At 70.3% G+C, this 12,952-nt stretch carries 13 protein-coding genes; 4 read left to right on the plus strand and 9 right to left on the minus strand.

Going from position 1 to position 12,952, the window contains the following annotated elements:
• Window positions 1–7: 7 nt before the first annotated feature.
• From BO221_RS27945 to BO221_RS27965, 5 genes are all read right to left on the minus strand, one after another.
• Complete coding sequence (locus BO221_RS27945; protein WP_073563556.1) at window positions 8–385, minus strand: hypothetical protein; 378 nt, start codon at window positions 383–385, stop codon at window positions 8–10.
• A gap of 46 nt (window positions 386–431) precedes the next feature.
• Window positions 432–1,448: a dipeptidase gene (locus BO221_RS27950; RefSeq protein ID WP_073563741.1), complete on the minus strand. Its 1,017-nt coding sequence runs from the start codon at window positions 1,446–1,448 to the stop codon at window positions 432–434.
• Between the two features lie 113 nt (window positions 1,449–1,561).
• Window positions 1,562–2,149, minus strand: coding sequence for a hypothetical protein (locus BO221_RS27955; protein WP_073563557.1), 588 nt, complete (start codon window positions 2,147–2,149; stop codon window positions 1,562–1,564).
• Window positions 2,150–2,367: 218 nt separating this feature from the next.
• Window positions 2,368–2,889 carry a hypothetical protein gene (locus BO221_RS27960; protein WP_073563558.1) on the minus strand — a complete coding sequence of 174 codons (522 nt, stop codon included), beginning with the start codon at window positions 2,887–2,889 and terminating at the stop codon, window positions 2,368–2,370.
• 10 nt (window positions 2,890–2,899) lie between these two features.
• Window positions 2,900–3,409 carry a hypothetical protein gene (locus tag BO221_RS27965; protein ID WP_073563559.1) on the minus strand — a complete coding sequence of 170 codons (510 nt, stop codon included), beginning with the start codon at window positions 3,407–3,409 and terminating at the stop codon, window positions 2,900–2,902.
• 84 nt (window positions 3,410–3,493) lie between these two features.
• Between BO221_RS27965 and BO221_RS27970 the strand changes: the two genes are divergently transcribed.
• A complete protein-coding gene (locus tag BO221_RS27970) occupies window positions 3,494–5,524 on the plus strand; it encodes a glycosyltransferase family 39 protein (RefSeq protein ID WP_158079919.1) in 2,031 nt (676 codons plus the stop codon).
• Here BO221_RS27970 and BO221_RS27975 read toward each other — a convergent pair.
• From BO221_RS27975 to BO221_RS27990, 4 genes are all read right to left on the minus strand, one after another.
• Window positions 5,478–7,829 carry a PAS domain-containing sensor histidine kinase gene (locus BO221_RS27975; RefSeq protein WP_073563561.1) on the minus strand — a complete coding sequence of 784 codons (2,352 nt, stop codon included), beginning with the start codon at window positions 7,827–7,829 and terminating at the stop codon, window positions 5,478–5,480. The two genes, BO221_RS27970 and BO221_RS27975, sit on opposite strands and share 47 nt — an antisense overlap.
• Window positions 7,830–7,912: 83 nt before the next feature.
• A complete protein-coding gene (locus BO221_RS27980; protein WP_073563562.1) occupies window positions 7,913–9,238 on the minus strand; it encodes an MFS transporter in 1,326 nt (441 codons plus the stop codon).
• 55 nt (window positions 9,239–9,293) lie between these two features.
• The gene (locus tag BO221_RS27985) at window positions 9,294–10,709 is read right to left on the minus strand and encodes a hypothetical protein (RefSeq protein ID WP_073563563.1); all 1,416 of its coding nucleotides are present in this window, start codon (window positions 10,707–10,709) and stop codon (window positions 9,294–9,296) included.
• A gap of 149 nt (window positions 10,710–10,858) precedes the next feature.
• The gene (locus BO221_RS27990) at window positions 10,859–11,242 is read right to left on the minus strand and encodes a hypothetical protein (protein WP_073563564.1); all 384 of its coding nucleotides are present in this window, start codon (window positions 11,240–11,242) and stop codon (window positions 10,859–10,861) included.
• Between the two features lie 98 nt (window positions 11,243–11,340).
• Between BO221_RS27990 and thiS the strand changes: the two genes are divergently transcribed.
• The 3 genes from thiS to BO221_RS28005 are packed head-to-tail and all read left to right on the plus strand — an operon-like array spanning window position 11,341 to window position 12,952.
• On the plus strand, window positions 11,341–11,541 hold the full coding sequence (gene thiS / locus BO221_RS27995; RefSeq protein ID WP_043408735.1) for a sulfur carrier protein ThiS: 201 nt from the start codon (window positions 11,341–11,343) through the stop codon (window positions 11,539–11,541).
• An 11-nt stretch (window positions 11,542–11,552) separates the two neighbouring features.
• On the plus strand, window positions 11,553–12,335 hold the full coding sequence (locus tag BO221_RS28000) for a thiazole synthase (protein WP_073563565.1): 783 nt from the start codon (window positions 11,553–11,555) through the stop codon (window positions 12,333–12,335).
• Window positions 12,335–12,952 (plus strand): thiamine phosphate synthase, encoded by a 618-nt coding sequence (locus tag BO221_RS28005; protein ID WP_233166290.1) that lies wholly within the window; start codon window positions 12,335–12,337, stop codon window positions 12,950–12,952. Before BO221_RS28000 ends, BO221_RS28005 begins: the two co-directional genes overlap by 1 nt.

Consider the following 12,952-nt stretch of genomic DNA (forward strand, 5'->3'; position numbering starts at 1 on the left):
CCCCCCGTCACGGGTTGCAAGTGACGTGGGTGTCGTCCATGACGCACGAGTTGCACGCGCTGACCTGGACGAGCACGCCCATGCGGCACTCGAGCCGGCCCTTGCCGTCGGCCGTGCACAACCCGCGGCCCTCGGCGGACGCCGCGCACGCATCCCCTTCGACGTTGCCATTCATGTCGCAGAGGACCTCATCCCCGGATTCGCTGCACCCCGAGGTCCCCCGGCACTGCAGCGTGCGCCAGACCTTGTCACGGCACTCCAGGGCCTCCTTCTCGGAGGCACAGGTGTAGCCCCCCCCCGAGCAGGAGTCGCCCGCCTTGACGCCACAGGCGGACAGCAGGAGGGAACCGATCATCAACGAGAACAGGACGGAAGAGCGGGTCATCACGGCGCCGGACGATTCCAGGCGCCGGGGGCCCGGTCAACCCATGTCACTCCCCGAGCGTCTCGCGGAAGTACCTTCGGAAGTTGCCCCCGAGGATGCGTTCCACCAGGGCCTCCGGATGGCGGCGCAGCAGGGCCTCGGTGAGCTTGGGCAGATCCGTCACGTCGTGGATGCCCTTGGGCAGCGCCACCATGCCGTCGTAGTCCGAGCCAATCCCCACGCCCTCCTCCCCCATCACTCCCAGCGCGTGCTCGATGTGCCGCACGACGTCGTCGATGGCATCCCCGCCCAGGTACACCGGGGCCAGGATGATGCCCACCACCCCACCCCGCTCGGCGATCCGGCGCAGCACCTCGTCCGAGAGGTTGCGCCACCCGCCTCCCGCCCCGCGCACGCCCGTATGCGACGAGAAGACGCGCGCCGTGGGGTGCGCCAGGATGTCCTCCAGCGTCCGCTCGGAGGCGTGGGCCACGTCCACGCCCATGCCCACCCGCGCCATCTCCTCCAGCACCGAGTGGCCCAGCGGCGACAACGGCCGGTTGCCCATCAGCGGGAACGACGAGCCACCCGCCTCATTGTTGGACAGATGCGTGAGCCCCATGAAACGCACGCCCCGCTGGTGCAGCTCCGCCACGCGCTCCACCTGGCCCTCGATGGCATGCGCGCCCTCGATGCCGAGCACCGCCGACAGCCGCCCCTGGGCGAGGTTCTCCTCCAGCGCCCGCCCCGTGGTGGTGATGCGCACCTGCCCCTCGGAGCGCCGGCAGAACTCCGCCAGCTGATCCACCTGCCACACCGCGCGCGTCCACTCGCTCTCCCGTGCCTCCTTCGGCCAGCCCCGCCACACGGCGAAGGCCTCGAAGCCCCCGATGAAGGGAAAACCCCGGGTCACGATGGTGAAGCACTGCAGCTTCATCCCCACCTCGCGCAGGCGGGGGAAGTCCACGTGCCCCTCGGAGGAACGCTCGCAGAGGTCCCTGTTCCACATCAGCGAGTCCGCGTGCGAGTCCGCGATGCACCAGCGCCGGTGGAGCTCGAGCACGTCACCCGTCTTGAGAGCCATGGCCGCAGTCTCGGACTTCCCGTCCGCCACGACAAGGATTCCGGAAAGGGACTCGGGAAAGACGACGGCCCCCGCCCGGAGGCGGAGGCCGCGTCCCACCGTGTCTCGCGCGACTACTTCTTCGGCTCGCCCGGGTGCTGGGCGCTCATCTTCTCCACCTCGATGCTCTTGAGCATCATCTGGCCGTTCGGATCCATCTGGTAGGAGGCGCGGACCTCGTCACCGGCCTTCAGATCCTTCAGGGCCACCGGCTTGTCGTCCTTCATCACCTGGACCTGCTGGTTGGCCTGGAAGCGCATCACCTGGTTGTTCTTGTCCGGGACGATGATCGCGATGGTGTTGGCCGAGGCGGACTGGATGGTGCCCTCCACCTTCTCGAGCTTCACGTTGGCCATGGTGTCCTTGGTGGCCGTGCCGCTGCCACCGATGGCCTGGTCGTTCTGCTCGGCCAGCTGCTCATTCTGGGCAGCGGCCAGATCGCGCTGCTCCTCCGCCAGATCCCTCTGGGCCTCGTTCAGATTCTCGGTGCTGTCCTGGCGCGCCTCGGCGACCTCCCGATCGACCTCCTGACGCTCCTGTGCCACGTCACGCTGCGCCTCGGCGACGTCCTCCTGCTCGCGCTGGACCTTGTTGCGGTCCTGGCAGCCCACCGTCAGACCGATCCCCGCCACAGCCATCACCGCCATCATGAGCTTACGCATGGTGCCGCTCCTTTCGTTCCTCACCAGGGAGGGAAGCTCCCCGGCGTGTGGCAGGAAACTGGTGACCTGCATCGCGGGTGCACAGGGCTTGTCGGAGCGGAAAAGCGGTACAGGGGCAGCGGCCCACCGGCACGGGGCCCGGCGGCCTGCCTGCTTTTTCCGGGATGAATTCACAGCATTCCCCGCATTCACCCCGGCGATGGCGCTACTTCCCGGGGCTAGGAGCCGCCGTCGGTGCCCGCTGTCTCACAGAAGGGCGCACCGCCCGAGGCCCAGCGGTCGATGAGGTCACGCTGTTCCTCCGTGGGCTGGGGGCTCGCCGGGGGCGGCATGGTGCGGAAGACGACGGTGCGCGCGTGGATGCGGGGCGCCATCAATTGCGCCCCGGCGATGCCCCCATCGGCCTCGTACACATCGAGCCGGAAGTCCGTGCGGCCACTGCCCGTCGTGGTGGCGCCGTGGCACGAGGACACGCAGTTGGCCGCCATGATGGGCTGGATGTCCTGGCACCAGGTGGGCACGGGCCCCGTGTTGGGGTCGCTGATGCCGGGCCCGTTGAGCACCTCGCAGGTGCGCCCCGCGCCCGGACGTGCCGCGACGCAGGTGTAGGGCCGGGGGCAGTCGGACACGGACTCGCACGACTTGCCGGAGAAATCGGGGGCCTCGATGGTGCAGCCGGTGGCCACCACGGCACAGAGACCCAGAAGACTCGGACGCAGGCTCGGGAGGATGCGCTTCATAGGAGAGCCATTAAGTACCACCGTCCGTGCAGAGCGGTGTACCGCCAGCGATCCAACGCCGCAGCAGGTCCCGCTCGGCCTCCGAGGGAGCGGGGTTGCCCGGGGGTGGCATCTCCTGCGTATCCACCGCGCGAGCCTTGATGCGGGCGGCCAGGTCCCGGGCCCCGTTCACCCCACCGATGGCCGCGTACTGGTCGAGCCGGAAGTCCGTGCGTCTGCTCCCGGAGGTGTCGGCGCCATGGCACGAGGCCACGCAGCTGGCCGCCATGATGGGGCGGATGTCCTGGCACCAGGTGGGCACGGGCCCGGCATCGGCGGAGCCCGCGTCGGTCTCCAGGGGGGCGGGCGGATACATGACCTCGCAGGAGCGCTGCTCCGCGGAGACCGTCACGCAGCGGTAGGAGGCCGGGCACTCGGAGTCGTCCGAGCAGGGACGGCCCGGCCCGGGGTTCTCGGAGAAGAAACAGCCGGAAGCCACCAGTGCGCAGGCGAGTACCCACGAGTTCAAGAAGACGCGCATGGGCCGTGAGGTTAGATGAATTCGGCCCCGTGCTGTAATGTCCCCGGCCTTCTCGTGCGCCGGTTCCTTCCAGACAGCCTCTGTGTGAGCGCCATCCTCGTCACCGCCCTGGTGGCGCTCCTGCCCGGCCTGGATCATCCGGGCATCCACAACTGGGATGAGGCCGTTCACCTCGCCGTCTCGCGCGGGCTGATGGACACCCCGCTGCGGCCCCACGTCTACGCCGAGCCCTTCCACCGCCCGGCCATCGACGATTGGATCAACGGGAGTCTCTGGCTGCACAAGCCGCTCGGCTCCATGTGGTTCGCGGCGCTCGGCATGAGCCTCCTCGGCGTGAGCACGGGGGTGGCCCGTTCCGGCTCCCTGCTCGGCATGGTGGCCGCGGCGCTGGGCGTCTTCTTCCTCATGCGGGGGCCGGCCGGACGCTTCTGGTCCACGCTCGCCGCGTGCACCCTGCTCGTCCTGCCCTTCACCTACGAGCTCGTCCAGGGCTTCATGTTCGGGGACATGACGGACACCACGCTCGCGGGCTGTCTCGCCCTGGCCATGGTGCTGCTCGTCACGTCCATCCGGCGCGACTCGCTCCCACTCGCGGCCCTCGCCGGTGTCGCCGTGGGGCTCGGCTACCTGTGCAAGAGCACCCTCGCGCTGACCCCCGTGGGCGTCGCCGGGGTGCTCACCGCGGGCCGGCTGCTCGGGCTCACCCCGGGCCCGAAAATCCGTCAGCTCGCCCTGCTCATCGTCTGCGCGGCCACCGTGGCGCTCCCGTGGTCGCTCTACGCGCAACGCGCCTACCCCGAGCTCTGGGCCATCGAGTCGCACGTCACCCGGAGCCACCTGTTCCTGGACGAGGCCCGGAGGAATCCCTCCATCGTCATGTGGATCCGTCCGCTGGATGCGATCTTCAATGAGATCCACCTGCGCACCCTGGAGCCCTTCCCGGAGGCGCTGCCGCTGCTGGCCGGGCTCTGGCTCCTCTACCGCGCGCTGCGCACCCGCGAGCTCGAGCTCCTCGCGGTGGCGCTGTGGCTGTGGCCCACCTGGCTCGTCCTCTCGTTGGCGGCGGCGAAGGTCCCGGCCACGACCTGGGGCGCGGTGACGGCGGTGTTCTGTGCCCTGGCCCTGCTCCTGCGCGACAGCTTCCGCCGCCCGGTGCTCGCGGCGGCCGTGGTGGGCGCGCTCTCCACGCCCTTCCTGCTCCCGAAGCTGGCCTTCCTCGCACCGCTCCGGGCCCGGCTGCCGGAGGCGCTCGTGCAGACCCGGCGCGTCCCCGGTTTCCTCGAGGGCCTCTGCCTCATCCTCGCGTTCGTGCTCCTCGTGGGCCTGCTGATGCCCGTGGCCCGCGCGCGCCGTCCCCTCACGCTCGGAATGGGGGTGGCGTGCACCGCGCTCGCGCTCTACTTCCTCGCCCCGCGCACCGTGCTCGCGCACATGAAGATGCGGACCGCCAAACGGGACCTGGGCGAGCGCACCCATACCCGGGAGGCGGGGCTCGCCGCGGCGAAGGTGCTCCCGGACAAGGCGCTCGTCTGGCTGCGCATGGAGTGGGACGCACCCGAGCAATTCGAGCAGCTGAACTTCATGTTCTGGAGCGGCCGGATGGCGCACAAGGGCAACCCCCGGCTGGACTGGGGCCGGGCCGAGGGATACCGCCATTACCTGGCCTCGCCCGCCGCCGAGCCCTTCCCCCCGCTGGAAGTGCCGGCCGGCTCGGCGCTCCGCCTGTACGATCTCTCCACGCCCGCGCCCCCGCCGGAGCTGCCCCCGGGAGCGAGACGCCTGGACGTGGCCACCGGCAACATGGTGGTGAGGGGCGTGGCGTTCGTCCGCACCGGCTACGCGCGAGACCGGTGGGCCTTCTTCGTCTCGCCGCGCGGCGTGCCGGAGACGTTGCGCGTCACCTTCCACCTGGGCGGCGAGCGGCGGCAGATCGTGACCCTCTCACCGGACGCCGCGCTGCGCCCCCGGGAGGCCTTCCGCGACGTGCCGTGGTTCATCATCCCCGCCCTGGGCCCACGCGCGGAGCAGGTGGAGGCCCTCGAGTTGCCCGGGGCGGCACCGGTCCCCTTCAGCTCCTCGGGGCAGACTGAAGGGAGCGCGGCAGGCGCACCGTGAAGGAGGTGCCCTCGGAGTGAGAGGACCTCACGTCCACGGAGCCCTGGTGGGCACGCGCCACCTGGTCCACGATGTAGAGGCCCAGGCCCACGCTGCGCTCCGCCGTGTGGACGCTGCCTTCGCCCCGATGGAGCGGCTGGAAGAGGCCGAGCAGGACGTCCTCGGGAATGGGCGGCCCCTCATTGTGGACCTCGAGCGACACCTCCTGGCCGTCCCCCATCATCATCACCATCACCGGTGTCCCGGCGGGGCTGTACTTCACGGCGTTGGTGAGGAGGTTCGTCACGAGCTGTGACAGGCGATCGCCATCCCACTCCCCCCTGCCATCTCCGTGCGACGCCACACACAGCTCTCGGTTGGGATGGACCGCGCGCAACTCGTCCACCACCGCATGGACCACGTCGTGCAGATCCACCGGCTTGAGCTCCAGCCGCAACCCTCCCCCCAGCCGCGCCTGGGTGAAGTCGAGCAGATCCCGCACCAGGCGGGACGCGCGCTCGGCGGCCTCCTGGATCCGCAGGACCGAGCGGGTGCTGCGCTCGTCCAGGTCCTCCCGCCGCAACAGGGCCTGCACGCCCAGCAGGATGGAGTTCAGCGGGTTGCGGAGATCATGCGAGACGATGCCGATGAGCTGCCGCTCGAGCATGGAGCGCTCGCGCAGGGCCTCCTCGGCCGCCTTGCGCGCGGTGATGTCCATGGCGGTGCCCAGGAAACGCACCGCCTTGCCGCTCGAATCGAAGAAGGACTGGCCGCGCGCCGCCACCCACCGCATGCGCCCATCCGCGGCCACGGTGCGGTACTCCACGTCGTAACGGCCCCCGTTCTCGCCGGCGATGGCGGCGGCGATGGCGCGCTCCACGAGCTCCCGCTCCTCCGGATGGATGATGGTGGAGAGGGCACGCTCCAGGGAGAAGGGCGCGTCCGGCGGCAGCCAGAAGAGCTCCAGCAGGCGCGCGTCCGCCACCACGCGCAAGGAGTCCAGCTCCAACTCCCAGCTGCCCACGCCCGTCGAGTCCACCACCCGGCGCAGGTGCTCCTCGCTCTGGCGCAGCGCTTCCCCGAGCTGCTTGCGCGCGGTGATGTCGAACACCATGCCGATGAAGCGCACCACCTTGCCCCGCTCATCGAAGAAGGCACGCCCATGGGCGGCCACCCAGTACCCGGCGCCGTCCCGCCCGCTCCGGGTCCGGTATTCGATGGCATAGGAGCCCCCGTCCTCCCCCAACAGCGCACGCTGGACCGCCGACTCCGTGCGGGCACGGTCCTCCGGATGGAGCCCGGAGAGGAAGGTGTCAAACGTCACCGGCGCATCCGGAGGCAGGCCGAAGAGCTCCTTGCACCGCTCGTCCCAGCGCAGAACACCCGTCGCCGGGTTCAAGTCCCAGGTGCCCAGCCTCGCCGCGTTCACCGCGAGGCGCAGCCGGTCCTCGCTCTCGTGCAGCGCGGTGTAGAGCCGGGCATTCTCGATGGCGACACGCTCCACCTGCGCGAGGCGCTCCCGCTCGAGGTGGCGCACGCGCTCCAGGATTCCGGCGAGGTGCTCCGCCAACGTCTCGAGGATACGGCGTGCGCGGGGCTCGAGGGACCGTGCCTCCGCCAGGTGGATGGAGAGAACGCCCAGGAGCCCCCCGTGGCGAAGCAGCCGGAGCTCCACCCGGTGGGCCGGACCGCCCTCCTCCGCTCCCGCGTTCAGGATACCGGCCGCGACCGCCCGCTCCAGCTGTCCGTCCCCTTCCCGGGCGAGCATCAACTCCACCCCTCGGGCCTCCAGGGCCTGCTGGATGACCTCCAGGAGAGGCGCCAGATGTTCCGGGAGCCACGCGTCATGCGCCAGGAGCTCGGACGCGAGCGCATCGAGACGCCGCAAGTAGCGCCTCTCCCGCTGGCGCTCCTCCAGGGAGTATCCGCTGAAGAGCTCCACGGCGTGCGCCCCCGCGGCGTCCAGCGCATCGCGGAGCAACTGGAACTCCGAGGAGGCCGGCCGCTGCTCCGGCGGCAGGTGCTCCCACGAACGGGTGAGGAGGCGGCCGAGGAGGAGGTACTCGTCCACCGTCTCCTGTGGGGTGAAACCCAGGCGCAGGCGCAGCCCGAGGTGCGTCTCCTCCAGGCGCCGCTTCTCCGCCATCGTCTCGGGCCGGGGCCCCTCGCGGAAGAGGATGGCGAGCGTGGCGAACCAGGCCGGGAGGCAGCCGATGACCTCGCCGGGCCGCAGCCCCCGCGCGCGCTCCAGGGCCGCCGATTCCTCGAGGAAACGCTGCACGAGGAGCTCGCTGTTCTGCTCGATGAAATCGGCGATCTTGGACATGTGGGGAGGTGATGCAGCGCACGCAAGCCGGTTTCGGGCGTGACCGCAATACGCATTTCCCCCGCTGGGAGGGGGGCCGTGCGCTACGAGGCGCTCAGCGTGGCGAAACGCGCGCGGCCCGCGCTCAGCAGGTAGAGCGCCACCACGAAGCCCACCATGCACACCCCCGCCACGTAATGCGCGGGTGCCAGGGGCTGCTCCTTCATCATCAGGGTGACCGCCAGGGGCGTCAGGCCGCCGAAGATAGCGTAGGACACGTTGTAAGAAAACGAGAGCCCCGAGAAGCGCACCGCCGCCGGGAAGGCGCGCACCATCACCGTGGGCACCACGCCCACCACGCCGACACAGAAGCCCGCCAGCGCGTACAGCGGCACGAGCTGCTCCGGCGACGAGCCCACGCCGCGATAGAGCCCATACGTCGCCGCCAGCAGGGCGAGGGTCCCGATTCCCAGCATCCACCCGGCGCCGAAGCGATCCGCGAGCAGGCCGAAGACGATACACCCCACGGTGAGGCTCAGCGTGGCCACGCTGTTGGCCTCCAGCGCCTGGGCCGGAGCGATCCCGTACAGCTTCTGCACCAGCGTGGGCGTCATGAGGATCACCACCACGATGCCTGCGGTGAGCACCCAGGTGAGCAACATGGACACCGCCACCGAGAGCCCATGGCCGCGCAGCACGGCCTTGAGCGGCAGTTCCTGCACCAGGGCCTTGCGCTGGCGCATCTCCTCGAAGACCGGGGTTTCCGCCAGCCAGCGGCGCAGGAACACGGCGAAGAAGCCGAACACGCCTCCCACCAGGAAGGGCAGACGCCAGGCGAAGTCCCGCACCGCCTCGGGGGTGTAGATCTTGTTGATCGCCGTGGCCACCAGCGAGCCAATCAGGATACCGAACGTGAGGCCGGAGGTGAGCGTGCCGCAGGCGAAGCCGACGCGGTGCTCCGGCACGTGCTCGGAGACGAACACCCAGGCACCCGGCACCTCACCGCCCACCGCCGCGCCCTGCATCATGCGCAGCAACAGCAGCGCCAGCGGCGCCGCGTACCCGGCGGTGGCGTAGGTGGGCAGACAGCCGATCAACAGCGTCGGCACCGACATCATGAACACGCTCAGCGCGAACATGCGCTTGCGGCCGCTGCGGTCACCGAAGTGCGCCATCACGATGCCGCCCAGGGGGCGCGCCAGGTACGCGGCCGCGAACAGGCCGAACGACTGCAACTGGCGCAACCACTCGGAGGTTTCGGGCGGGAAGAAGAGCTCCCCGATCACCGCGGTGAAGAACACGAAGATGATGAAGTCGTAGAACTCCAGCGCCCCACCCAGCGCCGCCAGTCCGAGCGTCTTGACGTCCTGGAGGGTGAGCGGGCGCTGCGCGGGCGGCTGGAGGGTCTCGTGGGGAGCGGAGGCCGGCATGGGGGCCGAATCAGAGCGTGAGAACCCCGGACCGGGCAAGTCTCCTCTGGCCGCGCTACCACTCGTAATGGTTTGGGCAGCTCGGATCCCGGGCGTCGATCAGCCCGTCTCCATCGTTGTCGCGGCCGTCCTCGCACAGCCCCTCACCCTCGGTGGGGACCCACTCGTGGATGAACAGCTCCTCGGGGATGCCGAACGGGAGATCATCGTTGCCCTTCGAGCCCTGGAGGACGATGAGGATGGTCTCCTTCGCGGCCATCTCGCGCACCACCGCCGGGGTGTAGGAGTCCGGTCCGAGGATCTCGTAGCCGACGTCGCAGGTCAGTTGCTCGCCCAGACACCCGCTCCGCAGGGAGATGCCATACGCGGGCCCTCGGGCGTGGAAGACGTACTTGCCCGGCTCCGGCGCCGTCCAGGACACCACCCGCTCGTCACGGCCCGTGGGGCCGCAGTCCGGCTTGAACAGGTCATGGCCCAGTCCCTTCGGCAGCGTCGCGTGGAGCGGCAGCGCGTTGCCGAGCTTCACGTCCGTGCAGGCGTCCACCTTGCACTCGGGGCTTCCGCCGCAATCCGGGTCCCAGCAGTCGAGCTTCCCGTCACCGTCATTGTCGATCCGGTCCGTGCACAGGCCGTGCTCGCTGGGGGCGGCCTTGGCGATGCCCAGGTGGAAGTAGCTCACCAGCCAACCCAGCCGCTCGCCATCGCCGAAGATGGAGATGTAGACGCTCTGCCCCGCCTCCAGGTGGTAGCGATTCGGATGCTCCGGCGTGGGCCCGGGCGCTGGGGTCCAGCCACAAGCGTCGAGCCCCACCTTCATCCAGGACTCAGGGCCGGAGCCGAGGTTGCCGATGACGTACGTACCCGTGCGTGGAGCGGTCCATTGATAGATGTCGCGGACGTCCCTGCCGTACCCCGACCCGGCCCACCCGCCGGAAGGAGTCCCCGCACGCTGCACGGGAAGCGCGCTCCCCAGGTCCCCGGTCACGGAACACTGCCCACACGTGCGGGGCAGGATGGCGCCACAGACCTCGCCCTCGGCGCAGGTTCCGCACTGGAGGGTTCCGCCACACCCGTCCGGGTACTCGCCGCAGGTGGCCATGAGCATGTGGCAGGTCTTGGGCACGCACTCCTCCCGGGGCGTGCACACATGGCCCACGCACTGCTCGCCCTCCGCGCAGGTTCCGCAGTCGATCGAGTTGCAGCCATCCGACACGACACCGCAACTCTTGCCCTCGCAGCTCAAGACGATGGGCAGGCAGGCGGGTGGAGGATCCTCGGAAGGATGCTCCTCGGGAGGCTCCTTGGAGGGAGGCGGCTCGGAGGGGGAAGGCTGCTGTGTCTCCGGAGCGGGTGGGCCCGGTTGCTCCTCCGGAACCGGAACCGGAACCTCCACCGCCGTCTCCGTGGGGCCGCACCCCGTCCCCATCCACCCCAGCACCACCGCCAGGACGAGCGTCCTTCCCCACCTCATGTCCCCACCCCCACCCCGCGCCCCCGATGGCGCTCAAATGGGGACGCCTCCCCGGTTTGGCAAGGCCAGCGCCGTGGGAAGGTGGACGTCATCAGACACTGAACCCACGTGGACGAAGGTGCGCTGAGCGCCCCCGCCCCGGCGGTGGCTCAGAAGTGGAACGTGAGGCTCGCCTTCTCCGCGGCGGGCTCCGGGAGCAGCTCCAGGACCAGCCCGTAGATGAGGGTCGCCCCCGCCATGGCGTAGAGCACGTTGGCGGTGGCGGCATGGGCGCGGGCCCTGTCGAGCGCGGCGCTGGACTCACGTGCCGAGGAGAGCGTGCGGGCACGATTGGCCTCGCCCTGGGCGAAGTAGCCGAACCCCGCGCCCCCGAGGAGCAGCACCCCCCCGGCCACGAAGGCATACCGGTGGCCATGGAGGCCGGCCGCGCGCGTGGGAGCATCCGCGGTGGGAATGGGCTCGGCGGCGGAGGCCGGGAGCCCCAGCGTCAGCATCAGGGCACTGGCCACGAGCCTGCTTCGAACGGTGAACATGTCCCGGAGTATAGCCAGGGGTGATGCCCGGAGTGCGCGTTGACAGCACGGGAGCGCGCCTGTAGTGCGTCGGGCGCCAGCAGCAGGAGCATCGAGCCGTGACGATCTGGATCAACGGACAGGCACGAGAAGTCCCCGAGGGAATCACCCTGGCGGCGCTGCTCGCCTCGTTGGAGGTGGGAGGGCCGGGGGTGGCGGTGGAGGTGAACGCGGAGGTGGTCCGCCGCGCTCGCCACCCCGAGTACCAGCTGTCCCCGGAGGATCGCGTGGAGATCGTCACCTTCGTCGGTGGCGGATAGAGGAGCGAGCAATGAGCGTGCAGGACAAGCCCCTGGTGATCGCGGGAGTGACCTTCCAGTCGCGCCTCATCGTGGGCACGGGGAAGTACCCCAGCCACGAGGTGATGAAGCGGTGCCACGAGGCCTCGGGCGCGGAGATGGTGACGGTGGCGGTGAGGCGGTTGGACCTCGCGGCGAAGGGCGAGGCCTCGCTGATGAACTGGATCGACCGCTCGCGCATGCGGCTGCTGCCGAACACGGCACTCTGCTACACGGCGGACGACGCGGTGCGCACCTGCCGGCTCGCCGAGGAGCTGGGCATGAGCAAGTGGGTGAAGCTCGAGGTGCTGGGCGACGAGAAGACGCTCTACCCGGATGTGGAGGAGACGCTGAAGGCGGCGCGCATCCTGGTGAAGGAGGGCTTCACGGTGCTGCCCTACACGTCGGATGACCCCATCACGGCGCGCAAGCTGGAGGACGTGGGGTGCGCGGCGGTGATGCCGCTGGCGGCGCCGATCGGCTCGGGGCTGGGCATCCGCAACCCGCACAACATCCGCCTCATCCGCGAGACGGTGAAGGTGCCGGTGATCGTGGACGCGGGCGTGGGCACGGCGTCGGACGCGGCCATCGCCATGGAGCTGGGCGTGGACGCGGTGCTGATGAACACGGCCATCGCGGGCGCGAAGGATCCGGTGCGCATGGCGCGCGCCATGAAGCTGGCCATCGAGGCGGGCCGTGAGGCCTTCCTGTCCGGCCGGATTCCGCGCAAGGCGTACGCGTCGGCGTCCAGTCCGCTCGAGGGGCTCGTCGAGTAGTGACGCTTCTAGTGACGCCTCGGGTGATGGTCATCACCGACTGGCGCCTGCCCCGGGAGCGGCTGTTGGCCGCGCTGGAGCGGGCGCTGGAGGTGGGGCCCCAGGTGGCCGTGCAGCACCGTCACCCGGAGGCCACCGCGCGCCAGTTCCTGGAGGAGGCCCGGCTGCTGGCCAGGCTGTGCCGGGCGCGAGGCAATCCCCTCTACGTCAATGGCCGGTTGGACGTGGCCCTGCTCGTGGGAGCGCACCTGCACCTGCCCGCGGCGGGCCTGACACCGGAGGATGTCCGTCCGCACCTGCCCCTGGGAAGGCAGGTGAGCGTGGCGGTGCACGACGAGCGGGAGGCGCGCCGGGCCGTGGGCGCGGACCTGGCGCTGGTGAGCCCGGTGTTCCCGCCGGGCTCGAAGCCGGAGGACACGCGGCCCACGCTGGGGCCCGAGGGTTTCCGGAGGTTGGCCGCGGCCCTGCCCTGCCCCGCCCTGGCGCTCGGAGGCATCACGCCGGAGCGGGCCGCACTGCTCGGGGAGGCAGCGGGCTTCGCGGTCATCTCGGCGGTACTGGAGGCCGGGGATCCGGCCGCCGCCACGAGGGCCTTGTGCGGCCCCGGCTCCAGGTGA

Source organism: Archangium sp. Cb G35, assembly GCF_001896145.1.
Taxonomy (GTDB): Bacteria; Myxococcota; Myxococcia; order Myxococcales; family Myxococcaceae; genus Archangium; species Archangium violaceum.